This window comes from Glutamicibacter sp. B1, assembly GCF_039602135.1.
Taxonomy (GTDB): domain Bacteria; phylum Actinomycetota; class Actinomycetes; order Actinomycetales; family Micrococcaceae; genus Glutamicibacter; species Glutamicibacter ectropisis.
The window spans coordinates 2,439,026-2,461,693 of sequence record NZ_CP125942.1; the positions used below are offsets into that span (position 1 = coordinate 2,439,026).

At 54.3% G+C, this 22,668-nt stretch carries 24 protein-coding genes and 1 pseudogene; 6 read left to right on the forward strand and 19 right to left on the reverse strand.

Features of this window, described 5'->3' with window-relative positions:
- Positions 1 to 367: 367 nt before the first annotated feature.
- The 7 genes from tsaD to coaA all read right to left on the reverse strand — a co-directional run bounded on the left by tsaD (position 368) and on the right by coaA (position 6,010).
- Entirely contained in the window at positions 368 to 1,438 is a 1,071-nt protein-coding gene (gene tsaD, locus QMQ05_RS11390; RefSeq protein ID WP_345470141.1) for a tRNA (adenosine(37)-N6)-threonylcarbamoyltransferase complex transferase subunit TsaD, read from the reverse strand.
- Positions 1,435 to 1,914 carry a ribosomal protein S18-alanine N-acetyltransferase gene (gene rimI / locus QMQ05_RS11395; protein ID WP_345470143.1) on the reverse strand — a complete coding sequence of 160 codons (480 nt, stop codon included), beginning with the start codon at positions 1,912 to 1,914 and terminating at the stop codon, positions 1,435 to 1,437. The genes tsaD and rimI overlap by 4 nt, the downstream gene beginning before the upstream one ends.
- The gene (tsaB, locus tag QMQ05_RS11400) at positions 1,911 to 2,588 is read right to left on the reverse strand and encodes a tRNA (adenosine(37)-N6)-threonylcarbamoyltransferase complex dimerization subunit type 1 TsaB (RefSeq protein ID WP_345470145.1); all 678 of its coding nucleotides are present in this window, start codon (positions 2,586 to 2,588) and stop codon (positions 1,911 to 1,913) included. The genes rimI and tsaB overlap by 4 nt, the downstream gene beginning before the upstream one ends.
- Positions 2,581 to 3,159: a tRNA (adenosine(37)-N6)-threonylcarbamoyltransferase complex ATPase subunit type 1 TsaE gene (tsaE, locus tag QMQ05_RS11405; RefSeq protein WP_345470147.1), complete on the reverse strand. Its 579-nt coding sequence runs from the start codon at positions 3,157 to 3,159 to the stop codon at positions 2,581 to 2,583. The genes tsaB and tsaE overlap by 8 nt, the downstream gene beginning before the upstream one ends.
- Complete coding sequence (gene alr, locus QMQ05_RS11410) at positions 3,152 to 4,351, reverse strand: alanine racemase (protein WP_434063140.1); 1,200 nt, start codon at positions 4,349 to 4,351, stop codon at positions 3,152 to 3,154. The genes tsaE and alr overlap by 8 nt, the downstream gene beginning before the upstream one ends.
- Before the next feature lie 145 nt (positions 4,352 to 4,496).
- Complete coding sequence (mscL, locus tag QMQ05_RS11415) at positions 4,497 to 4,868, reverse strand: large conductance mechanosensitive channel protein MscL (protein WP_345470151.1); 372 nt, start codon at positions 4,866 to 4,868, stop codon at positions 4,497 to 4,499.
- Between the two features lie 149 nt (positions 4,869 to 5,017).
- The gene (coaA, locus tag QMQ05_RS11420; protein ID WP_345470153.1) at positions 5,018 to 6,010 is read right to left on the reverse strand and encodes a type I pantothenate kinase; all 993 of its coding nucleotides are present in this window, start codon (positions 6,008 to 6,010) and stop codon (positions 5,018 to 5,020) included.
- 135 nt (positions 6,011 to 6,145) lie between these two features.
- On the opposite strand from coaA, the gene glmS reads away from it, so the two are divergent.
- From glmS to QMQ05_RS11435, 3 genes are all read left to right on the forward strand, one after another.
- Complete coding sequence (gene glmS / locus QMQ05_RS11425) at positions 6,146 to 8,017, forward strand: glutamine--fructose-6-phosphate transaminase (isomerizing) (protein ID WP_345470155.1); 1,872 nt, start codon at positions 6,146 to 6,148, stop codon at positions 8,015 to 8,017.
- Between the two features lie 167 nt (positions 8,018 to 8,184).
- Positions 8,185 to 8,535: a holo-ACP synthase gene (locus QMQ05_RS11430; protein WP_334123776.1), complete on the forward strand. Its 351-nt coding sequence runs from the start codon at positions 8,185 to 8,187 to the stop codon at positions 8,533 to 8,535.
- Positions 8,536 to 8,615: 80 nt separating this feature from the next.
- A complete protein-coding gene (locus QMQ05_RS11435) occupies positions 8,616 to 10,142 on the forward strand; it encodes an NAD(P)H-hydrate dehydratase (RefSeq protein WP_345470158.1) in 1,527 nt (508 codons plus the stop codon).
- 68 nt (positions 10,143 to 10,210) lie between these two features.
- Here QMQ05_RS11435 and QMQ05_RS11440 read toward each other — a convergent pair whose 3' ends face one another.
- The 5 genes from QMQ05_RS11440 to truA all read right to left on the reverse strand — a co-directional run bounded on the left by QMQ05_RS11440 (position 10,211) and on the right by truA (position 15,486).
- A complete protein-coding gene (locus QMQ05_RS11440) occupies positions 10,211 to 11,578 on the reverse strand; it encodes a UDP-glucose dehydrogenase family protein (RefSeq protein WP_345470160.1) in 1,368 nt (455 codons plus the stop codon).
- Between the two features lie 147 nt (positions 11,579 to 11,725).
- Positions 11,726 to 13,072 (reverse strand): phosphoglucosamine mutase, encoded by a 1,347-nt coding sequence (gene glmM / locus QMQ05_RS11445; protein ID WP_345470162.1) that lies wholly within the window; start codon positions 13,070 to 13,072, stop codon positions 11,726 to 11,728.
- Between the two features lie 170 nt (positions 13,073 to 13,242).
- Positions 13,243 to 13,743 (reverse strand): 30S ribosomal protein S9, encoded by a 501-nt coding sequence (rpsI, locus tag QMQ05_RS11450; protein ID WP_022874107.1) that lies wholly within the window; start codon positions 13,741 to 13,743, stop codon positions 13,243 to 13,245.
- A 38-nt stretch (positions 13,744 to 13,781) separates the two neighbouring features.
- Positions 13,782 to 14,225 (reverse strand): 50S ribosomal protein L13, encoded by a 444-nt coding sequence (rplM, locus tag QMQ05_RS11455; RefSeq protein ID WP_058254871.1) that lies wholly within the window; start codon positions 14,223 to 14,225, stop codon positions 13,782 to 13,784.
- 325 nt (positions 14,226 to 14,550) lie between these two features.
- Positions 14,551 to 15,486, reverse strand: coding sequence for a tRNA pseudouridine(38-40) synthase TruA (gene truA / locus QMQ05_RS11460; RefSeq protein ID WP_345470166.1), 936 nt, complete (start codon positions 15,484 to 15,486; stop codon positions 14,551 to 14,553).
- Positions 15,487 to 15,743: 257 nt separating this feature from the next.
- Here truA and QMQ05_RS11465 point away from each other — a divergent pair, with 257 nt between their 5' ends.
- The 3 genes from QMQ05_RS11465 to QMQ05_RS11475 all read left to right on the forward strand — a co-directional run bounded on the left by QMQ05_RS11465 (position 15,744) and on the right by QMQ05_RS11475 (position 18,252).
- On the forward strand, positions 15,744 to 16,163 hold the full coding sequence (locus QMQ05_RS11465; protein ID WP_345470168.1) for a hypothetical protein: 420 nt from the start codon (positions 15,744 to 15,746) through the stop codon (positions 16,161 to 16,163).
- Between the two features lie 1,018 nt (positions 16,164 to 17,181).
- On the forward strand, positions 17,182 to 17,619 hold the full coding sequence (locus tag QMQ05_RS11470) for a hypothetical protein (RefSeq protein ID WP_345470170.1): 438 nt from the start codon (positions 17,182 to 17,184) through the stop codon (positions 17,617 to 17,619).
- Between the two features lie 192 nt (positions 17,620 to 17,811).
- Positions 17,812 to 18,252 carry a hypothetical protein gene (locus QMQ05_RS11475; protein ID WP_345470171.1) on the forward strand — a complete coding sequence of 147 codons (441 nt, stop codon included), beginning with the start codon at positions 17,812 to 17,814 and terminating at the stop codon, positions 18,250 to 18,252.
- A 132-nt stretch (positions 18,253 to 18,384) separates the two neighbouring features.
- On the opposite strand, the pseudogene rplQ reads toward QMQ05_RS11475, so the two are convergent.
- From rplQ to map, 7 genes and pseudogenes are all read right to left on the reverse strand, one after another.
- Positions 18,385 to 18,846: pseudogene (gene rplQ, locus QMQ05_RS11480) on the reverse strand (50S ribosomal protein L17); the annotation flags it as partial.
- An 83-nt stretch (positions 18,847 to 18,929) separates the two neighbouring features.
- A complete protein-coding gene (locus QMQ05_RS11485; protein ID WP_345470173.1) occupies positions 18,930 to 19,931 on the reverse strand; it encodes a DNA-directed RNA polymerase subunit alpha in 1,002 nt (333 codons plus the stop codon).
- 167 nt (positions 19,932 to 20,098) lie between these two features.
- Positions 20,099 to 20,500: a 30S ribosomal protein S11 gene (gene rpsK, locus QMQ05_RS11490; RefSeq protein WP_022874114.1), complete on the reverse strand. Its 402-nt coding sequence runs from the start codon at positions 20,498 to 20,500 to the stop codon at positions 20,099 to 20,101.
- Positions 20,501 to 20,543: 43 nt separating this feature from the next.
- Positions 20,544 to 20,918 (reverse strand): 30S ribosomal protein S13, encoded by a 375-nt coding sequence (gene rpsM, locus QMQ05_RS11495; RefSeq protein ID WP_022874115.1) that lies wholly within the window; start codon positions 20,916 to 20,918, stop codon positions 20,544 to 20,546.
- A 149-nt stretch (positions 20,919 to 21,067) separates the two neighbouring features.
- Positions 21,068 to 21,181 (reverse strand): 50S ribosomal protein L36, encoded by a 114-nt coding sequence (gene rpmJ, locus QMQ05_RS11500; RefSeq protein WP_071894985.1) that lies wholly within the window; start codon positions 21,179 to 21,181, stop codon positions 21,068 to 21,070.
- Between the two features lie 127 nt (positions 21,182 to 21,308).
- Complete coding sequence (gene infA / locus QMQ05_RS11505; protein WP_013349662.1) at positions 21,309 to 21,530, reverse strand: translation initiation factor IF-1; 222 nt, start codon at positions 21,528 to 21,530, stop codon at positions 21,309 to 21,311.
- 229 nt (positions 21,531 to 21,759) lie between these two features.
- Complete coding sequence (map, locus tag QMQ05_RS11510) at positions 21,760 to 22,593, reverse strand: type I methionyl aminopeptidase (protein ID WP_345470177.1); 834 nt, start codon at positions 22,591 to 22,593, stop codon at positions 21,760 to 21,762.
- Positions 22,594 to 22,668 lie beyond the last annotated feature (75 nt).

Here is a 22,668-nt window from a genome sequence, read left to right on the forward strand (position 1 = left end):
TGCTTGCCCGTTCTATAAGGTTAATCGGTTTAGCAACAACCTTAGTGGCGCGAATCACAGATGGTCAATCGGTTAAGCAAACTTTTCTTGAGAATTTTTTGAAGGCCTAAAATTTCTACGCGACCCAGAAGTTGGCTTTCATTTCCGACGACAAGTTGTCGTTTTGCAAACACTCACAGCTGTGCCGTTCATCTGGACAAGGCAGTAGGAATGATGGCCGTCCGCTATATTCACACCAACAACGTAGGACATAGAGAAGACGCAAAAATGCCACTTGGCTTGCGTCTAAGAACGCAAGCCAAGTGGCATTGGTAATTGTTTCCGAGAGGTGCCTTCGGTCGTCATGCGACGACAGGCGCGAGGGAGCCTAGCTTAGAACAATGTTGGTTACCGGCTGCGATGAATCTGTCGCGAAGTCCAGCCCTGAGGGTGCCACGCCGTCAGCGACGAGCTGAGCGCCCAGGGCAGCAACCATTCCGCCGTTATCGGTACATAGGCTAAACGGGGGTACGACCAATGAGATTCCGGCCGAGCCGCATCGTGCAGCGAGGAGTTCACGCAGTCGAGTATTAGCTGCGACTCCCCCACCAAGCAGCACGGTCTTCAAACCATGCTCTTGCATGGCCCGAACGGCCTTGGAGGTAATCACATCCACCACAGCTTCCTGGAATGAAGCGGCAATATCAGCCACAGGGATTTCTTCGCCATTGGCTTCGAAGTGTTCTACGCAGCGCGCCACGGCGGTCTTCAGCCCGGAGAAGGAGAAGTTATGGCGGTGTTTGCCAGGATTCTCCTCGTTGCCCACAAATTTAGGCAGGGTCAATCCACGAGGGAAACGGAAGGCTTTACGGTCTCCTTCCTTAGCAGCCTTATCGATGGCCGGTCCACCAGGATAGCCCAGTCCTAGAAGTCGCGCGGTCTTGTCGTAGGCTTCGCCGGCAGCGTCGTCAATGGTGGAGCCAAGCAATTGCACGTCATTGGTCAGTGAGGTGACTTTCAAGATCTCGGTGTGCCCGCCAGAGACCAGCAATGCGCCGAAGGTCGGAGGAAGAATTGTTCCTTCAAGGACACCTACTCCAACGTGGGCTACGAGGTGGTTGATTCCATACAGTGGTTTACCGGTAGCTAGGGCCAGTGCTTTGGCAGCCGAGACTCCCACCATGAGTGCTCCAGCCAGGCCCGGGCCGCTGGTCACTGCTATGGCATCAATATCATCCAAGGTCAGTTCTGCGGTGTCTAGAGCAGCCTGCAAGGTTGGGACAAAGGCCTCAAGGTGTGCACGGGCAGCAATCTCAGGAATGACCCCGCCGAAGCGAACATGCTCATCCATGGAGCTCGATACCGCGTTGGCCAACAGTCGATTGCCACGCACAATGCCCACACCGGTTTCATCGCACGAAGATTCAATGCCGAGAACAATGGGTTCAGTAGTGCTCATACTTTGTGTGCTTCCTCTTGTCCCTGCGGGGCATCCAATTGCAGTCTCATGATCAAGGCGTCAACGCCACCCTTGTAATAACCAACGCGTCGATGGATCGTAATGAAGCCCATCGATTCATACAGGCCAATGGCCGTCGGATTATCAAAACGGACTTCCAGCATGACATCCAGGGCGTTCCGCTGTTTGGCAGTCTCAACCAAAAGTGTCAGTAGTTTGCGCCCCAGCCCTTGTCCCTGAAATTCAGGATTAATGGCGATGGTTTGAACATCACTAATAGGCAAGACTGTACATAGCCCGGCATAGCCGATGATCTGGCCATCGCTCTCGTACACCCAGTAATTCCGAGTTTCGCTCTGCGCCAGTTCCGATTCGAAGGCGGCTAGAGGCCACGCGTCTTCAGGGAAGAGTTCAGTCTCAAGTTGATGAACCTCAGGGATATCATCCGCAGTCATCTCGCGTAAGGTCACGCTCATGCTTTGGCCTGCTTCATGAATGCTGGAACTTGAGCGTCAGACTCGCGAAGGTACTGCGGGGCTGTGTCGGATAGGTCTTTGCCTGCCAACAGATCATCCATTCCACGATCGACCAGATGCGCTGCGTCCACAACCCAATCGAAAGACCGCACCCATGGCTTAGCGCCAACAGATTCTAGTTCTTCGACGTACAGTCCGGCTCCCACGCCATAGACAGGCAAGGCAGGCAGCTCAGTGGCAGACGAGACATGAGGACCGTCCAACAGCTTGCCGTCGCTGTCATAGCGTGCCCAGTACAGCTCTTTGCGTCGCGCATCCGAAGCAACAACGAATTCTTCTGGGCTCTCTCCAGAACGAAGTACGCGTTCAGCGAGCGCGTGAAGGGACATCACTCCATAGACCGGGACATTCCATACAAAACCGAAGGTGCGTGCCGCCACCAGACCAACGCGCAGTCCGGTGAATGGCCCTGGGCCGACACCAACAAAAATGCCAGCAAGGTTTTTACCTTGCTCGTTGTTTTCTTCCAGTAAGTCCCTGACGTAGCTGGCCAAGGTCTCTGTCTGGTCATTTCCCTTAGGGGATGTCTTCTGGGCAATAACTGAACCAGTGGTGTAGTCGACCAGTGCTACCGAGGCATGTGCCGAAGTGTCGATGGACAGGTAGTTAGGCATGCTTCTCTCCGGTGGGCTGTGCAGTAATGGCAGAGCGCAGGTTGTCTTTCAGCAGAGCAAAGCTCTGTGAGTCCCAGCGTGGACCAATAGCTTTGAGCGTGAATTCTCTAGGTTCATCCAATTCTTCTTCGGATTCTTCCCATGGATTCTCTACTGCTATTGCGTTGACCTCACGGTCCAAGGTGATTTCGAGGCGTGAATCTGAGAGGTGTTCGACTTTCCCCAATCCCCACTCGACCACCGTAACTGATTCAGTCAACGTTGATTCTAGGTCAAGGGTGTCCACATCATTCTGATCTTTTAGACGGTAGGCGTCGACGTGTATCAGGGTGGGCCCGTCTGCCAGAGATGGGTGCTGGCGAGCCAGAACAAATGTCGGTGAGATGATTCCTTCTCGCACATTCAGTCCCACGCCCAGTGATTGAGTCAGTGTAGTCTTTCCGGCGCCAAGCGCACCGGTGAGAATCACCAGATCCCCTGCTTTTAGCTGTGCTCCCAATGCTTCGCCGAGCGCTTCAGTTTGTGTGAGGTCCGTGAGCTGGCAAGTGAACTCTTGGCTAGCTTCATTCACCGGCTTCTCCCCAGCTTCCTTCCACATAGTGGCGCGGTACTCGTGGTGAAATTCTTGTCACCACTTCATAGTTGATGGTGTTGGCAGCATGTGCCCAGGTATTCACGGATTGTCCGCCCTCACCAAAGATGATGGCTTCTGCACCCAAATAGTCTTCTGGTGAAATCTCTGGACCAAGGTCAATGACGCACTGGTCCATTGCAATGCGTCCACGCACTGGGTAGCTTCGTCCGTTCACTGTCACTGGTGCACCGGTTGCAATACGAGGCAGGCCATCTGCATAGCCCATAGGAATGAGCCCCAGGTAGGTTTCACCTTCGGTCTTGTAGTTCAAACCGTAGGAAACACCTTGACCGGCGTGCACTTTTTTCACGTTGGCTACCCGGGTCACTAGCTTCATTGCCGGACGTAGCCCAAAGCTTTCTGGCGTTTCATTCTCGAAAGGGCTCTGACCGTAGAGTCCGAGACCCAAACGAACCATGTCGTGGTGGGCGTCTGGACGCGAGAGAATTGCTGGGGTGTTGGCGATATGGCGAACTTCCAAATGGAATCCTGCGGCCTCCACCAATTCAATAGCCTTGGAGAACAAGTCCAACTGCGCATCGGTTTCTGGACGTTCAGGTTCATCCGCCACGGCAAGGTGGGAGAACAAGCCAACCACTCGCAGTAGTCCCTCTTCTTGGAAAGCACTGGCACGGTTTAGCAGGTCAGGGAAATCGTCCATGGTGGAACCGTTTCTTCCCAGTCCGGTATCAATCTTCAGATGAATACGTGCTGGGGTCTGTACGGCACGAGCCGCTGCGGCAACTCGTTCGAGTTCCCATCCGGATACGCCAAGATCAAGGCTGGCGTCAATGGCAGCCTCAAATGGAGTGTCTTCGGTATGGAGCCAAGCCAGCATCGGAGTCTGGATGCCTGCTTCTCTTAAGGCTAGCGCTTCAGTCACGTGGGCACAGCCCAGCCAGCTGGCGCCACCTTCTACTGCTGCTTTGGCTACTGGGATTGCACCATGGCCGTAGGCGTCTGCTTTGACGACGGCCATTACTGCAGCGGGGGCTACCACGTCAGAAATTTGCTTGACGTTGTTGCGGATGGCCGACAGATCGATCACTGCACGCCGTTCAAATCCGCTGCCCTGTGCGCCGCTGGTACTAATTGTCACGTTGCTTTCTTCAAGCGCTTCAGAGTTCACCTATTCATCTTCCCACTTTTCCCTAACTGTTGCTGTGTCGCGACTTGCGCTGTATAGCACATCTGCACGTTAACGCTAGAAGGAGCGGGCCGGAACATCTTTTGATGTCTCGGCCCGCCCCTTAGGAGACGGTTAGACTGTGCTTCTAGCGCAGGTTCTTCAGTTCGTCGCGGATCTGTTCCAGCAGGGCCAGCTGTGGATCTGGCTCTTCCTCTGCCTCTTCTTCGGTGAGGCCACGGCGAGCTGCAAGGCTTTCGTTCAGCTTCTGCATTGGCAGTACCAGTGCGAAGTAAACAGCTGCAGCGATCAGCAGGAAGTTAACAAGGGCGGTCAAGAACACGCCGAACTTGATGTCTACGCCGTTGATGTTCAGCAGCAGGAAGCTGTCGAAGTTTGGGGAACCCACCAATGCGGCGATCAGTGGCATCAAGATGTTGTCAACAAGGGCGGTAACTACGGCGCCGAAGGCAGCACCGATCACAACGGCAACGGCCAGGTCGACAACGTTGCCCTTCATAATAAAATCGCGGAAACCTTTAAGCATGTTTAGAGCATACACAGGCAGATCACAGGATCAAGTACAAATCTCCAAATGAAATCGATAAGTTCGGCAAATTCTCAGGTTACGTTTCCTTCCTGATCAGTTATCGAACCTTAAATTTCAGATTAGATCTTCCTCAGAAGCATGCGTCGCACCGAGTGATCTGCGGATTTTCTCAATACCAATTGAGCACGCCCACGTGTGGGCAGCACGTTTTCTTTCAGATTTGGCTCGTTGATTCTCTTCCAGATTCCATGGGCCGTTTCGCGTGCTTCTTCGTCCGTCAATTGTGAATATCGGTGGAAATAGCTCGCTGGATCCGCGAAAGCACCGGAGCGCAAACGCATAAATCGGCTGATGTACCACTCTTCGATATCGCTAGTACGAGCATCAACATATACCGAGAAATCAAAGAAATCACTCAAGGCCAAGCCGACCGTTCCATCGGAACGCGTACGTGCTGGCTGTAAGACGTTGAGCCCTTCCACAATCAACACCTGCGGGCGACGAACCACTGTCCTCTCCCCCGGGACGATGTCATAAGTCAGGTGAGAGTACACCGGGGTGCTAACTTCCGGGGCACCAGATTTCACTGCGGAAACGAAGCGCAACAGTGCGCGTCGATCATAAGATTCCGGGAAACCCTTACGGTGCATGATTCCACGCCGCTCAAGCTCAGCGTTGGGGTACAAGAAGCCGTCGGTGGTGATCAGCTGAACGTCCGGAGTTTGTGGCCAGCGGCGTAGCATTTCCTGCAACACACGTGCTGTTGTTGATTTGCCAACAGCAACGGAACCCGCCACACCAATAACAAATGGCGTTCGAGTGGTTTGTTCCCCCAGGAAGGTGGTGGTTGCCTGATGTGTCGCTCCGGCGCCTTCGACGTAGAGATACAACAGGCGGCTCAGTGGCAGGTAGACGTCCCGGACCTCTTGTAAGTCCAGTCCGTCCCCTAGGCCACGTAGCCGTTCAATGTCAGAGATGTTCAGCGGCTGTTCCATTTGATCAGAGAGCCGCGCCCAAGTATCGCGCTCAAGATCAACAAAAGGCGAGATCGGTGTTTCAAGTGTTCCGTGTGGTTCCACGAGGTCAAATTCTGCCAAGAATATGCTCCACATCCCAATTAACCTGATCGCGGAAGCATTCCCACCCCCTCATAGAGGGCCACAGAAGTGAGCTACTACATAGCAATAATTGAGGGGTGAAGCACGATTATTCCCATCGATGGGGTTTGAGCCGGTAGGATTTTGCACATGTGCGGAATTGTTGGATATGCAGGAACCTCGAGCCGAGTCGCCGACCACGGCGCCCTCGACGTTCTGATTGAAGGTTTGCGCCGGTTGGAATACCGTGGCTACGACTCGGCTGGCGTCGCTGTTGTTGCTGATGGCGCTATTCATTCTCGAAAGAAGGCCGGCAAGCTGGTCAATCTCGAAAATGAAATTGCTGACGCTCCATTGCCAGAGTCAATGACCGGCATTGGACACACCCGTTGGGCAACCCACGGTGGGCCGAGTGATGGCAACGCCCACCCACACCTAGCCGATGGTGGCAAGCTTGCCATGATCCACAACGGAATTATTGAGAACTTCGCTGGCATCAAGGCTGAATTGGTTGCCGATGGCGTTTCTTTCCTTTCAGAAACTGATACCGAAGTAGCTGCTGCCCTGCTGGGCAAGCTCTACAGCACCGAAGCGAACGGTGACTTGACCACAGCTATGCAGTTGGCTGTTCAGCGTCTTGAAGGTGCTTTCACCCTGTTGGCTGTTCACCAGGACCACCCAGGTGTTGTTGTGGCTGCACGCCGCAACTCCCCATTGGTGCTTGGTTTGGGCGAGGGCGAAAACTTCCTCGGCTCAGATGTTTCCGGCTTCATCGACTTTACCCGTCGCGCCGTGGAACTGGGCCAAGACCAGATTGTCACTATTACCCCTGATACTCACTCCATTACTGACTTCAACGGTAATCCTGCTGAAGGTAAAGAATTCACCGTTGACTGGGATGCAGCAAGTGCCGAAAAGGGCGGCTTCCCGTCCTTCATGGAAAAAGAAATCTTTGACCAGCCGGCAGCTGTCGCAGATACCCTCTTGGGACGTTCAGACGCTGATGGCCGTCTGACCCTGGATGAGCTGCGTATCGCTCCAGAAGAGTTGGCAGAAATTTCCAAGATTGTCGTTCTTGCTTGCGGTACCAGCGCTTATGCTGGCTCAGTTGCCAAGTACGCCATTGAATCCTGGTGCCGCATTCCGGTTGAGGTTGAGCTGTCCCACGAGTTCCGTTACCGCGAACCAATCGTGGACGAAAAGACTCTGATCGTTTCTATCTCCCAGTCCGGCGAGACCATGGACACCCTGATGGCTGTTCGTTACGCCAAGGAGCAGGGCGCAAAGACGATGTCCATCTGCAACACCAATGGGTCCACCATTCCGCGTGAATCAGATGCCGTCCTTTACACCCACGCCGGTCCAGAAATCGCAGTGGCTTCCACCAAGGCGTTCTTGGCTCAGATCACCGCTACCTACCTGCTGGGCCTGTACCTAGCTCAGTTGCGCGGCAACCTCTTCCAGGGACAGATCAAGGACATCCTTGCTGACCTTGGCAAGATCCCTTCCAAGATTCAGGACATTCTGGATCGCGCGGGCGAGATCAAGGAGCTGGCTCGCTCGATGGCCGATGCTAACTCGGTCTTGTTCTTGGGCCGTCACGTTGGCTACCCAGTAGCTATGGAAGGCGCCTTGAAGCTCAAGGAAATCGCCTACATCCACGCTGAAGGCTTCGCTGCTGGCGAGCTGAAGCACGGTCCAATCGCTCTGATTGATGATGGCCAGCCGGTCTTCGTTGTGGTTCCTTCCCAGCGTGGACGCGACTCGCTGCACTCCAAGGTTGTCTCGAACATCCAGGAAGTCCGCGCTCGTGGTGCTAAGACTCTGGTGATTGCTGAAGACGGCGACAACGCAGTGAAGGACTTCGCTGAGTGGGTCTTCTTCGTCCCTGAAACCCCAACCCTGTTGATGCCACTGCTGGCTACCGTGCCGTTGCAGATCTTCGCTTGCGAATTGGCTTCGGCTAAGGGCTACGACGTTGACCAGCCACGTAACCTGGCCAAGTCGGTGACCGTGGAGTAATCCACACTTCACCGTTTGTACGGAGGGCGCCACTCATTTTGATGAGTGGTGCCCTCCGAGCTTTTTTGTGCAGAAATATCTACCCATTGCGTGCTGCCCACCGAGAATCCCCCAGTAGAGCCCACCTAGATTTTTTTGCATGCACAAGGCTCGATAAACTGGAAGGCATGATTGCAGGAATTGGAGTGGACATTGTTGACGTGCCACGATTTGGCCGCCAGCTTGAAAAGACCCCGCGCCTGCGCGAACGACTCTTCACAGAGGAAGAGCGCGACCTTCCACTACGCTCATTGGCTGCTCGCTTTGCGGCAAAAGAAGCAATCGCCAAAGCTCTCGGCGGTCCAGTTGGAATGAACTGGCAAGACTGCACCATCCGTAAAGATGAGGCCGGAGACCCACAAATTCACAACACTGGTTCCGTAGCGAAGGCCAGTGAACTTCGTGGCATTACCTCTTGGCATCTGACCATGTCTCATGATGGAGACATGGCCATCGCAATGGTCGTAGCCGAACGCTAGTTCTTCCTATTCTAAAGAATAAGCGACACGTTTGGCATTAAATAGGGCATCAAAGGACAGCGTTGAGTATTGTTTGATTTATGATCCCTGTCTACAGTGTTGCGCAGATTCGTGCGGTTGAGGCCCAGGAGATTTCCAAGCGTGGCGAAGCGAGCTTGATGAAGCAAGCCGCCGCAGAATTGGCTTCAGTTGCAGTCACCATGTTGGCTGACAGACCCGGCACGGAACCTGCCTTTGTTATCGGCCTCATCGGACCTGGCAATAACGGTGGCGATGGCTTATATGCCCTTGCTCAGCTACAACAGCAGGGAATCTCTACTCTTGCCTTGCAATACGCGGACCAGGTTCATGCTGACGCTTCTGCCGCTTACCAAAAGGCAGGCGGAACCCTGACCGATTTTGCTGACGGTCAAAATGAACTGCTTGGCGCATCATTGATCATCGATGCGCTCTACGGCTTGGGGTACCGCGCTGGTTCCCCATTGCCTTCTGTCCCTGCACAGAGCTACGTTCTGGCCTGCGATGTACCTTCAGGTCTCGATCCTGAAACCGGTGTCGCTGAAGACAACGTCCTGCGCGCTGATCGCACCGTAACCTTCGGGGCGATGAAGTCGGGACTCCTGACCATTGATGCTCCACTGGTCACCGGAGATATCTCCGTTGCCGATCTTGAATTTGATTTTTCATCAGTTTCACCTGAGACTCAGATGGTCGATGAAGCTGCGGCAGTAGAGCTTTTGAACCAACACCGTTCATGGCGAGATGCCGGACGCCACAAGTATCAGCGTGGCGTTTTGGGGCTCATCGCAGGTTCTGACCTCTACCCTGGCGCAGCACAGCTCACTGCGAAGGCTGCTGTGAACTGCGGTATTGGTTTGCTACGCACCCACGTGCCGGAATCCATACAGCCGTTGCTTGCTGTTTCGGTTCCCGAGTCGGTACCGCTGGATGATCAGCAGATCAAAGAAGCTCTGTCCTCCTCGCGTCGCCACCTTCACGGCAAGGGCGCCAAGATTTCGGCATGGGCCATCGGCCCTGGTCTTGACGGACGTACTCCCCCAACGGGTGTTATCGCTGAAGTCTTCGCTAGCCGTCAGCCGGCCGTCATTGATGCGTCAGGTCTAGAAGTTGTGCCTACTGGCCCGAGCGAGCAGCCACGAGTCCTCACCCCACATTCCAAAGAGCTACGTATGCTCTTGAACCGTGCTGGCGTCAAGGTGACTCCTGATGAGATTGCTCAGGATCCGATTCGTTGGACCCGCTGGGCAGCTTTGGCTTATAACGCTGTGGTTCTTTTGAAGGGTCCCACCAACTACATCGTTGCTCCGAATGGCAGTAGCCTCGTGGTTACCCATTCATCGCCTCAGCTGGCAACTGCTGGCAGTGGGGACGTACTCACGGGCATCCTTGGCTACCTGCTCTCGGACGGATCGCTCACTGGCACTCAGGGCCTACGTACCGTTCCTAATCGTCGCATCATGGAGCTAACGGCCTGTGCCGCAATCATTCATGGTCGCCTTGGACGCGTCACTGCAGAAGAAGGTACGGTCAGCGCTTCGCGTCTGATCGATAACCTGCCAAAGGTGATGAAGCACTTCGGCTTCTAGACTCTTGAAGTAAAACGCACCAAGGCGGTTGTTTTTCGACAACCGCCTTGGTGCGTTAGAGGGTGTTCTTACTGAACCGGTACCGGCGCAGTATGAAGATTGTTGTTACCCAGTTCAAAGTACTCGCCTGGGCCTGTCATGACCCAGCCCTGTTCACGCCAGGCCGGACGGTCCAACACGTTACGGCCGTCGATTAGCATCTTGGATGCTACTACTTCGCCCAACTCGTTTGGATCTAGGTCACGGAATTCTTGCCACTCGGTGAGCACTAGCGTCAGGTCTGCGTTACGCGCTGCTTCCTTATAGGAATCAACGTAGTTCAGACGTGGGAAGCGCAAGGCAGCATTCGCGTTGCCCTCTGGGTCATAAACAGAGACTTCGGCACCCGCGTTATAGAGGCGCACTGCAATGTCTAGTGCCGGCGAGTCTCGCACATCATCGCTATCCGGCTTGAAAGTTACACCGAGTACGCAGATGTGCTTTCCGGCCAGCTCATTGCCCAACATGCTGGAGGCCAAAGACACCACACGGTCCCGGCGGCGAAGATTGATCTGATCAACTTCTGCCAAGAATCCCATGGTCTGAGACAAGCCAAGCTCGCTCACACGCGCCTGGAGGGCTCTGATGTCCTTCGGTAGGCATCCGCCACCGAAACCGACGCCAGCGTTCAGGAAACGGCGTCCAATGCGCTTATCGTGACCGATAGCGTCAGCCAGAGTCTTGATGTCACCGCCTACCGTTTCCGTCACCTCTGCGAAGGCATTGATGAAAGAGATCTTGGTGGCAAGGAAAGCATTCGCTGCGACCTTGACCAGTTCTGCGGTTTCAAGATCCGTAACAATTTCAGGCACATCTTGGGCAAGTACTGGAGCGTACACTTCACGCAACAGTTCCAATCCACGCTCGTTGTCTAGGCCATAAACCAAACGGTCGGGACGCAGGGTGTCATTCACTGCGAAACCTTCACGTAGGAATTCAGGATTCCAGGCCAGGGCGATTGAGCTTCCTGGCTTAGCATCTTGGGCAACCTTCTGGCTCAGTCGGCGTGCTGTGCCCACTGGTACGGTCGACTTACCAACAATCAACGCATCGCCGGTGATGTGTTCCAGTAGTGAATCAACGGCACCGTCAACGTAGGACATGTCAGCTGACTGTGAGTCCGAGCGCTGAGGCGTTCCTACGGTAATAAAGTGAATATCTGCATTGGCGGCTACGTCTGCGTAGTCGTCAGTGAAGCGTAGTCGTCCGGATGAAACGTGCTTACGCAATAATTCCGGTAGGCCTGGTTCGTGGAATGGCAGGATGCCAGCCGCCAGGGCCTCTAGCTTTGCCTTGTCCACGTCCACGCCAATGACTTCATAGCCCAGTTCTGCCATGCAGGCGGCATGGGTTGCACCGAGGTAGCCGGTGCCGATCACGCTGATGCGTAGAGTCACAAAAGTCCTTCTCTCCGAGAACACGAACCGATGTCAGTTTCTACTAGTTAGCATGCCACACCCCCATAGGCGGTTCTTGTGCAGAACACCGTATGGGGGTGTGAGTTTTCTCGATATTTACGTATTAGTTGCTGAACGACTGCTGGGTTACAGGGAAAGGTGTTCCTTGACCGAGGCGGCCAGTGCCTCGGCTTCAGCCTGAGCCTGATCATGCGTGGCAGCTTCAACCATCACACGGACTACAGGCTCGGTGCCCGATGGACGCAAGAGGACTCGGCCCGTGGAGCCAAGACGTGCTTCCGCAGCAACGATGTCGTTTAGCAGTGGTTCGCACTCTGGTGCGGCAGCCTTGTCCACACCACGTACGTTGATCAGTACTTGTGGCAGGACCGTGAGCACCGAAGCAAGTTCCTTCAACGACTTTCCGGTAGCTTTCACACGGGCTGCGATCATTAGACCCGTAAGTACGCCGTCACCGGTGGTTGCGTGCTTGGAGAAGATCACGTGGCCTGACTGCTCGCCGCCAAGCGAGTAGTTTCCTTCGTGCATTCCTTCAAGAACGTAACGGTCACCAACACCGGTCTGCTTCAAGGTGATGCCAGCGGCTTCCATGGCAAGCTTCAAGCCAAGGTTGCTCATCACGGTAGCTACGAGGGTGTCATCCTTCAGCTCACCGCGGTCCTTCATGTCCAGTGCCATGATGGCCATGATCTGGTCACCATCGACGATGGTGCCTTCGTGGTCTACGGCAAGGCAACGGTCTGCGTCACCGTCGTGAGCGATGCCTAGGTCTGCGTTGTGCTCCAGCACGGCAGCCTGCAACTTCTCAAGGTGGGTAGATCCATAACCATCATTGATGTTGATGCCATCTGGATCTGCACCAATGACTATAGCTTCAGCGCCTGCTGCCTTAAATACCTCTGGGGAGCAACCCGAAGCTGCACCGTGAGCGCAGTCCAAGACGACCTTAAGACCGTCGAGGCGGTTAGGCAGTGCCTGAAGCAGATGCATGATGTAACGGTCTTCGGCGTCAGCGAATCGTGCCACGCGTCCTACTTCGCCACCGGTTGGGCGAGGCTTGGGCATCTTCAGACACGCTTCAATGGCGTCTTCCAGAGAGTCATCAAGCTTCTTGCCACCGCGGGCCAAGAACTTAATACCGTTATCTGGAGCTGCGTTGTGCGACGCGGAGATCATCACGCCAAAGTCGGCGTTCAGGTCCCCAACCAGGAAGGCTGCTGCGGGAGTTGGCAGCGTTCCTGCATCCATGACGTCCACGCCCGAAGCGGCTAGGCCAGCTTCGATTGCTGCGGACAGGAAGTCGCCACTGATCCGTGGGTCCTTGGCCACCACTGCGACAGGCTTACGCCCATCTTCTGGTTGGCTTAGACCCAGCACCACAGAAGCTGCCTGCGCCAGTTCCAACGCTAACTCGGGAGTTAACAGTTCGTTTGCTTTTCCTCGGACCCCATCGGTCCCAAATAATCTTGCCATCGCATCCAATCATATGCCCTCTGCTTCGATTTATCCTCGTTGAGGCAATGTAAAGGGTACGGAATGAGAAAAGATTAATAGTGGCTTAGGCAAGTTCTAGATTAAAGGCCAAAGGCCCCAACGTCCCTTGCGGGGAGTTGGAGCCTTTGGATAAGACCTTGAAGTAAGGTTTAGCGCTTCGAGAACTGCGAAGCCTTACGTGCCTTCTTCAGACCAGCCTTCTTACGCTCGATGACGCGTGCGTCACGGGTCAGGTAACCGGCCTTCTTCAGGGTGGCGCGGTTAGCGTCGCGGTCGATCTCGTTCAGTGCACGGGCGATGCCCAGGCGCAGTGCGCCAGCCTGACCGGAGATGCCGCCGCCGTTGATGCGTGCGATAACGTCGTATGCGCCTTCTAGACCCAGAACCTTGAAAGGCTCGTTAACATCCTGCTGGTGCAGCTTGTTTGGGAAGAAGTTGTCCAGCTCGCGACCGTTAACGGTCCACTTGCCGGAGCCTGGTACCAGGCGAACGCGGGCGATAGCCTGCTTGCGACGGCCAACTGCTGCACCTGGAACGGTCAATGGAGCACGTTCGGTTTCAGCAACTGCAGCGGAAGCAGAGGTCTCGGTGGTGTAGGTCGAAGGGGTCTCGCCTTCGAATTCAGTGGTTTCTTCAGCGTTCTGAGCCACGATAATCTCCTATTAAGTATTTCTTCTCGGGGCCAGGACTACTGAGCGACCTGGGTGATTTCCAGTGCCTTTGGCGACTGAGCAGCGTGTGGGTGCTCGGCGCCGCGGTATACCTTCAGCTTCGAGAGCTGAGCAGCAGACAGCTTGTTCTTAGGCAGCATGCCCTTGATTGCCTTCTCTACAGCCAAAACTGGGTTCTTCTCCAGCAGGTCTGCATAGTTGACGCTCTTCAAGCCACCTGGGAAACCGGAGTGGCGGTAAGCGCGCTTGTTCTCAAGCTTCTTACCGGTCAGTGCAACCTTTTCTGCATTGATGATGATGACATGGTCGCCCATGTCCATGTGTGCAGCGAAGGTTGGCTTGTGCTTGCCGCGCAGCAGGGTTGCGGCCTGGACGGCGAGACGGCCGAGTACTACATCGGTGGCGTCAATGACATACCACTGACGAGTCTGGTCAGCCGGCTTTGGGGTGTACGTACGCACAGTAATTGCCTTACGTTGATTCGTTTCTGGTCAAACAGTTGCTTGGCTGAAGGCGGTGAGATCCCTCAGTGTCAGGCACTGTCGTGTTGTTCTTGTGTTTAGACCAGTACGTCAGGTGAGGACTGATGATAACCGGCCGTCCATATAGTGTTCGCACACCCAGCAGACCAGCGACTATGCAACTAAGCCGTCACGCTTGGGCGTGTAGTGTCGAACGTGGACATACACAACTCATAAAAGTTTAGCGGATTAAAGTGTTTCCGGCCAAAAAAGCATCACGGTCGTGAGCAATAACACCCTTAAGATCCCGGGGATTATTGGGCCTTCAGCCTTCCGCAGAGGCGTCTTTGACTTCATCATCGCTACGCAGCGCGCGCGTCTGCAAGGCCCGGGCTGCTAGCTGTTCAGCTTCAGGATAATAAACTTCCTCAAGCACCAGGGCGCGAGGGTGTGAAAGCTTGGTCTTGGAGTCGCGAACCATTTCTTCCAGTCGCGCTGCCATGAATCCGGGCTGCTCCCGACCATCGCCCACCATCATCGCTGCGCCGATGAGCGCGCGGACCATATTGTGGCAGAAAGCATCGGCTTTCAGATGCGCAAGGATCAAACCGTCTTCACCACGGGTGAAGGTGAATTCCTGCAGTGTACGAATAGTTGTCGCATGCGGGCGAGGCTTGCAGTAGGTCAGGAAGTCGTGGCGTCCCAGCACAGTCTGCGCTTCCCGGTTCATGGCTTCAACATCGAGCTCTTCTCGGTGCCACGTGGTCAAGTGGCGGGTCAGTGGATCCCAACGATGCTGTCCATCAGCAATTCGGTATGAGTATCGGCGGGCCAGTGCCGAGAAACGTGCATCAAACCCTTCGGGTGCGCGGTGAGCTTCGTGAACCCATACGGCTCCGTCCTCTCGGCCAAGAATGCCGTTGATACGACGGACCAATGCTGGGCCTGGATCTAAGGGCGCTTTACGTGGCAGACCATCATACTCAGCTTCAGTAAGATCAAAGTGCACCACCTGTCGGCGCGCGTGAACTCCCGCATCGGTGCGTCCCGCAACAACAACACGGATTCGACGGCGAACCAACATTTCCAATGCGTCTTCAACCAGTTGCTGAACACCGATGACATTCGGTTGCCGAGCCCAACCGCTGTAGGCGGCGCCATCGTAACTGAGCACCATTTGCATCCTGATCCAAGCGGGAGTTTCAGTACTTCCTAGTGCGGAAGTTCCCAGCGGATCGATGATGTCAGGCTGCGTGCTCATGCCTTCAATTATGCGTGCTTGCGTACTGCCTAAGCCAATTCTCCTTAGCGCAGGCAAATCTGCACGGCGCTCCCAGAATTTGCTACTCCATGCCGCCTACCTCATCGAACCTACCGACATATGTCCAACTCAACAACGCTAATACATACCTCCTTGTTAATTACCGCATGTAGACTAAAGATTAGTTACCAACGCAGTCCACATAAGTTGGCCTGAAATCATCGCTACATGAGGAACACATGCACAAGAAAATTGTCGTGAGCGCCGCAGTTTTTGCACTTGGACTCTCAATGCTGACAGGTTGCTCATCGGGCAAGCTCTCGACCGAAGAGACCTGTACATTGCTGACCGAGAAGGCCAAAGAGCTGGACCTCGCCAATAAAACGGAGAGCGCCGTACAGGATATTCTTGCCGGAGATGACGAGAGTTTCACAGCTGCGATAAATGAGGTTACTGCGTTCTTGCAAGAAGCTGCAGATACAACGAAGGATCAGAAACTAGCAGAAGCTCTGCAGGTCTCAATTAATCAGAACAATCAAATGGTTGACCTCTTATCCGACAAAGATCTGAGCCTGGCCGACAAGATCTCAAAGACTCAATCGAACACGGCAGAAGATACCGAGAAAATGGCCTATGTGAGTACGGCTTGTCCAGAGCTAGACGAATTGGGCAACTAGTCACAGCCACACGGTTTCCCATTGGCATATGAGGAGACACTGTTCTTCGCCCTCGGGGTCACCGTCGCTCTTTGGATCAGAATTCTGGAATTTATACAGGACCCCAGAATTCAAGCCAAGAGTCCCACCTGCCCTTGATCATCCATACTGGCACCGCAACGTTCGACTTGTCACAGAGTGTAGAGCAGATGCGAAAAAAGCAATATGCACCGGAGCCATCGGTAGTTAATAGCCTTGATGCGGTCCCAATGACATAGCGGTATTGCAAGTTTCGAATGCCGAACCTAAAACCCGCGGAGCACTGCCATTATTGGTTAGCGAGTGTTTCCTATGGGCGAGATGCTGCCACGGTGATTGCCCCACAGGTTCTCGGCTTCATAGCGCCAGGAGTAAACATCAGCGATAGGCATGCATAAACAAAATGAAACCATCAGAAAAATTCGGATTCGGACTATACCTAGCGCTCGTCACTCTTTTAGCGGGCGCACCAGTCTTGTTAGGTTTTTTCGCGCCTCTATGGTTCTCGCAAGTCGGTGAACCGAAAAACGGCATACTGCTCTGGTCGCCATTTCTGACAGTTGTTTTTGTCCTGATCATCCTTGTTCTAGGGAAGATAACCGACCGACTCGTACTCAGGGTGTTCAATAGTGCGAGCCAAGCCGCTACCCAGATGTTACAGACCCTTCTATCTTTTGTTGTCATGCTCGGCTGCTATCGACTGGTCATGACCGATTACCGGGCGGCACTTGTCGCGTCCGTTACCGCAACTCTGGGATACCTACTCTTTTCACCGCTGATCAATAAGTTGGCAAAGAAGTCCACTCGAACAGAATCTTGAGTCGACTCCGTTTCGTTTATGCTCCGAGCACTCCCATCGTTCCTGAACGACAGCTACTTCGGCATCTTGAAACTGAGTATTTGTGCGCACCGCAATAACTACGTTGTGTAGAGTAAAGACTGGCTGATATCGCAAGTACACCGATATCTCCAATCATCATCACTACGCAAGGAGAAACCGATGTTCAAGAAGCTCGCTTCAAGCACGGCAGTACTCATCTTGGCAGCCACCGTTGTGACCGGTTGCGGATCTTCCAAGATGTCCACCGAAGAGACCTGTAATTACATCAATGAACAGGCCAAGGAAAAGGGCCTGAAGGAAAAGATACAAACGGCCAGCACCAACGTCGTCACCGGAGATACACAAGGCTTAGAAACTGTATTTGACGAGTTCAGTTCGTTATTGAAGGACGCTGCCGGTAAAACCGAAGATAGCAAGCTCGCTGATGCGCTTAATGCTGCCGTCGAACAGACCAATACGATGGTTGACGTGATGGCTGATGACAGTTTGAGCCTCGAAGAAAAGACCACCAAGGTTCAAGAAATTGATACTGCTGAAACCACGGAGCTGACAGACTACCTAGATACTGCCTGCCCTAATATGGACGCCCTGAGCTAAGCCAGCGCTCAAACTTGATGGCTGTGGCCCTTACAGAATTTCTGATTCTGTAAGGGCCATCTCTATTCGGCTCGTTGAACGTGGAATGCCAAAACGCAGTCGCTGTTTACCTCGCTTGTGTAGGCTTAAAACAACGTTGACAAGGGAATCAAAATCCTATGATCAACCGAAGATCTCTACGCAAGGAAATTCATGCTCAAAAAGGTTGCGGCCAGTACCGCCGTGCTGGCGCTTCTCACCGTATCGCTGGCAAGTTGCTCATCGGGGAAGCTAACTACCCAAGAAACCTGCAACTTCATCAATGGTCAGGTGGCCGAGAAGAATCTTGAGCAGAAGGCCGACGATGTCAGTGAGCAAGTTTTCGCCGGTGACACCAAAGAATACGCGAGAATCATGAATGAGTTCGAGGCGATCCTTACGGATGCTGCCTCGAGGAGCAAAGATCAAAAGCTCGTTGATGCGCTTAATGCGGCTGCTACGCAGAACCATGAAGCCGCTGAACTGATGGCCCAGGGTACGAGTGAGAACGTCACTGAAATCTCTGAGAAGATCGCGGCTCTAGAAACCGATGAGGCTTCTGAAGCTACTGCCTATTTGGATGAGTCCTGCCCGGATATGGCGAGCTTCAGCTAGTCCCTGGTTTAGCTCGTAACTCCCCCGGGTGTAGCTCCTTAAAGCAAAAAGATTCCCGTTGTATCCTTTCGGATTCAACGGGAATCTTTTTATCACCGCTTAGGGTGAGAGCTTCAGCTCGAAGGGGACTTATGCCTCTTCGGTAGCCTCTGCCTCAGGTGCTTCAGCAGCCTTCTCGGTAGCCTTGGTGGCTTCCTTGACGACAGCCTGCTTTGGCGAAACTGGCTCCATCACGAGCTCGATAACTGCCATAGGAGCGTTGTCGCCCTTGCGGTTACCAATCTTGGTGATGCGGGTGTAGCCACCCTCGCGGTTTGCCATTGCTGGTGCGATGTTCTCGAACAGTTCGTGAACGATCGACTTGTTGGTGCGCGAACGCGAAGCGATGACAGCCTGAACGCGACGACGCGAAGCCAGGTCTCCGCGCTTTGCGAAGGTGATCAGGCGCTCTGCGTGTGGACGCAGACGCTTGGCGCGGGTCAGGGTGGTGGTGATCTTCTTGTTCTCGAAGAGCTGTGCTGACATGTTAGCGAAAATCAGTCGCTCATGTGCTGCACTGCCGCCGAGACGCGGACCCTTGGTAGGGGTAGGCATGGTGGTTCTCCTAGATGAATAACCCGTCCGGAACGATCTTCTCGTGCCGGCGGATGAAGTAGTGTGTCGCTAGACGCGGGTCTTTACAGACCTTCGTCGTATTCGTCGCCATCTTCGAGGGCGCTACGAGCGGCCAGATCAAAGCCTGGAGGGGAATCCTTCAGGGCCAGACCCAGTTCAACCAGCTTGGCCTTGACTTCGTCAATGGACTTCGCACCGAAGTTACGGATGTCCATCAAGTCGGCCTCGGAGCGGGTAACGAGTTCACCCACAGAGTGGATGCCCTCACGCTTCAAGCAGTTGTACGAACGAACGGTCAGTTCCAGATCCTCGATCGGCAGTGCCATGTCGGCAGCCATAGCTGCGTCCGTTGGCGACGGGCCGATTTCGATACCTTCAGCTGCAGTGTTCAGTTCGCGGAACAAGCCGAACAGTTCAACCAGGGTGGTACCTGCGGATGCAACTGCATCACGCGGGGCGATCGATTCCTTGGTCTCCACGTCAACGATCAAACGATCGAAGTCGGTGCGCTGCTCAACACGGGTAGCCTCCACGCGGAAGGTCACCTTCAGAACTGGGGAGTAGATCGAATCCACAGGGATGCGACCGATCTCGCCATCAGCGTTCTTGTTCTGAGCTGCCGACACGTAGCCACGGCCACGCTCAATGGTCAGTTCCATATCGAACTTGCCATTGGCGTTCAAGGTGGCGATGTGCAGATCAGGGTTGTGGAACTCCACACCGGCTGGCGGGGTGATGTCCGCTGCAGTAACGATGCCTGGGCCCTGCTTGCGCAGGTAGGCAACGACTGGCTCGTCGTGCTCAGAAGAGACCGACAGGTTCTTGATGTTCAAGACCAGTTCGGTAACGTCTTCCTTGACACCGGCTACGGTGGTGAACTCGTGCAGTACTCCGTCAATTCGAACACTGGTAACAGATGCACCAGGGATCGAGGAGAGCAGGGTACGGCGAAGCGAGTTACCTAGGGTGTAACCAAAGCCTGGCTCCAGTGGTTCAATGACGAACCGGGAGCGGTTTTCGGCAACTACTTCTTCGGTCAGGGTTGGGCGCTGCGTAATGAGCACTTACATTTCCTTTCAGCGAGCGTCCGCTATATGACGCTTCACGGGGGTGGAAACGACGGTAGCCAAAGGTGGCCGTTCGTCTTTTGCAGGCGAATGAGTCCAAGATAGTCACCGGAGCACTCTTGCGAATGCTTCGGTGACTTCTTAGGCCTAGCCTAGCGAATCAATTAGACGCGGCGACGCTTTGATGGGCGGCAACCGTTGTGAGCGCTTGGGGAAACATCCTGGATGGATCCAACCTCAAGGCCAGCAGCCTGCAGCGAACGGATCGCGGTTTCGCGTCCCGAGCCTGGGCCCTTGACGAAAACGTCAACCTTGCGCATGCCGTGCTCCTGAGCGCGCTTTGCAGCAGCTTCAGCAGCCATCTGGGCAGCGTATGGGGTCGACTTACGCGAACCCTTCATGCCTACCTCGCCAGCCGAAGCCCACGAGATAACAGCACCAGTTGGATCGGTGATCGAAACAATGGTGTTGTTGAAGGTGCTCTTGATATGCGCCTGTCCCTGCGCAATATTCTTTTTGTCCTTGCGACGCGGCTTACGTACCGCTCCACGAGTCTTTGGGGGCATTTCTTCTCCTACGAAAAAAGTATTTGAGTTAGATCGCTAAAATTTAGCGAGTCTTCTTCTTACCGGCGACGGTACGCTTTGGTCCCTTACGGGTACGTGCGTTGGTCTTGGTGCGCTGACCGCGGACCGGCAGGCCCTTACGGTGACGAATACCTTCGTAGGATCCGATCTCGACCTTACGGCGGATGTCAGCCTGAACCTCACGGCGCAGGTCACCTTCTACCTTGTAAGTGCCTTCGACGAAGTCGCGCAGCTGCACGAGCTGATCATCGGTGAGATCCTTAACGCGAGTGTCCGGGTTGATACCGGTCGCTGCGATGGTCTCTTCTGCACGGGTCTTGCCCACGCCGTAGATGTAAGTCAGCGCGATGATTACGCGCTTCTCGCGTGGAATATCCACGCCTGCTAAACGAGCCAAGTGGCTACCTTTCAACGAACGGAGGTCTGGAGCAGTACCATCCGTGATTTCTCACGGCCCCGGCCTCCGAATCCGGGGGTACACCAGGACTTACGTCCTAGCTGATACTGCCTATTTCGACTACGCGTGGGAATCCCGTAAAAACGGAATTAGCCCTGACGCTGCTTGTGGCGTGGGTTCTCGCAGATCACCATGACGCGACCATTGCGGCGGATTACCTTGCACTTGTCGCAGATCGGCTTCACGCTAGGGTTAACCTTCAAGGGTTTACTCCTCTTGCGGTTGCAGTTAAATGTGGAGCAGTAAAAAGCTTGTCCAAGGACAATCATCGAGCGAACAGCTTGATCTTTCGATCAAATCGTTCGCACAGAAAGTCTTAGGTCTGCAGATTTACTTGTAGCGGTAAACGATACGACCTCGGTTGAGATCGTATGGGCTCATTTCAACCTGCACTCGGTCCTCTGGGAGGATTCGAATGTAGTGCTGACGCATCTTACCCGAGATAGTGGCGAGCACTACGTGTCCATTTGGCAGCTCCACGCGGAACATCGCGTTCGGCAGTGCCTCCGAGACGGTGCCCTCTACCTGGATGACGCCTTCCTTCTTGCCCATTTTCCCCGCTAACTTTTTTTGTTGGTAATTTTCACCAACAAGTAATTGGTTCTAGTTCTCGAACAGTGATTTCAAAACATAGAATTTTGGGCACACTTAATTCGGGAACCAACAGTCAACGATACGCTATTCACCCGATGAGTGCCAATCGTTCACTGAGCAAAATAATGTTAGATCCAGCACGCAACTCGTTCAGTGCGTGCTGGATCTATTGATTTTCAAGTTTAAGTTATGCCTTGATCGGTGATGGGGTCACACCGAAGGGAGCCAGACCGGCCTCTCCCCCGTCGTGAGCCGAGAGCACCCAGATGCCACCGAGGTGGAAAGCTACGGTGTGTTCCCACTGCGAAGCATTGGACTTATCGTTGGTGACCACAGTCCAATCATCTTCCAGCACCGAGGTTTCAATACCGCCACGGACCAGCATTGGCTCAATAGCTAGGGCCATGCCCGGCTTGATGCGCGGACCGCGGTGACCAGAGTTGTAGTTCAAGACATCCGGCGCCATGTGCATGGCCGAACCGATGCCGTGACCGCAGTAGTCTTCTAGGATTCCTAGCTCGTCACCTGGCTGGCTGGTGACGTACTCATCGATAGCCTGACCGATCTGTCCGATGAAGCGTGCATTGGCAGCGGCAGCGATACCTGCCCACATGGCCTGCTCGGTGATGTCACTGAGGCGTTGGTCGGCTGGGTCGATGTTCTTCCCCACCAGCACGGTGCGTGCTGAGTCGGAGTGCCACCCGTCAACGATGGCTCCACCGTCAATCTTGAGCACGTCACCATCTTTGAGTTCATAGTCTGATGGGAAGCCGTGAACTACTTCGTGGTTCACCGATGCGCAGATGTTCGCTGGGAAGCCGTGGTAGCCCAAGAAGTTGCTGGTGGCATTGTTGCGTTCGAGAACCTTGCCGAAGACCTTGTTAATTGCTTCGGTGGTCACTCCAGGGCGGGCCATGGCCACTGCTTCGTCCAATGCTTCTGCCAGCACAAGGCCAGCCTGACGCATCTTCAGGATTTCGGAGTTGGATTTGTACTCAATTTTCGGCTGTCCAAAAGCCAATGTGTTTCCCCTAGCTTGAGAGTGGATCCGTCAAAAGAGCGATCCATGAAAAGTACGCAGGGACCGAGCTGCAAC

Coding starts and splice junctions, on each gene's coding strand:
- tsaD (WP_345470141.1), bottom strand. CDS start 1,438: ATGAGCACTACTGAACCCATTGTTCTCGGCATTGAATCTTCGTGCGAT.
- rimI (WP_345470143.1), bottom strand. CDS start 1,914: ATGAGCGTGACCTTACGCGAGATGACTGCGGATGATATCCCTGAGGTT.
- tsaB (WP_345470145.1), bottom strand. CDS start 2,588: ATGCCTAACTACCTGTCCATCGACACTTCGGCACATGCCTCGGTAGCA.
- mscL (WP_345470151.1), bottom strand. CDS start 4,868: ATGAAGGGCAACGTTGTCGACCTGGCCGTTGCCGTTGTGATCGGTGCT.
- coaA (WP_345470153.1), bottom strand. CDS start 6,010: ATGTGGAGCATATTCTTGGCAGAATTTGACCTCGTGGAACCACACGGA.
- glmS (WP_345470155.1), top strand. CDS start 6,146: ATGTGCGGAATTGTTGGATATGCAGGAACCTCGAGCCGAGTCGCCGAC.
- QMQ05_RS11430 (WP_334123776.1), top strand. CDS start 8,185: ATGATTGCAGGAATTGGAGTGGACATTGTTGACGTGCCACGATTTGGC.
- QMQ05_RS11435 (WP_345470158.1), top strand. CDS start 8,616: ATGATCCCTGTCTACAGTGTTGCGCAGATTCGTGCGGTTGAGGCCCAG.
- glmM (WP_345470162.1), bottom strand. CDS start 13,072: ATGGCAAGATTATTTGGGACCGATGGGGTCCGAGGAAAAGCAAACGAA.
- truA (WP_345470166.1), bottom strand. CDS start 15,486: ATGAGCACGCAGCCTGACATCATCGATCCGCTGGGAACTTCCGCACTA.
- QMQ05_RS11470 (WP_345470170.1), top strand. CDS start 17,182: ATGTTCAAGAAGCTCGCTTCAAGCACGGCAGTACTCATCTTGGCAGCC.
- QMQ05_RS11475 (WP_345470171.1), top strand. CDS start 17,812: ATGCTCAAAAAGGTTGCGGCCAGTACCGCCGTGCTGGCGCTTCTCACC.
- rpsK (WP_022874114.1), bottom strand. CDS start 20,500: ATGCCCCCAAAGACTCGTGGAGCGGTACGTAAGCCGCGTCGCAAGGAC.
- infA (WP_013349662.1), bottom strand. CDS start 21,530: ATGGGCAAGAAGGAAGGCGTCATCCAGGTAGAGGGCACCGTCTCGGAG.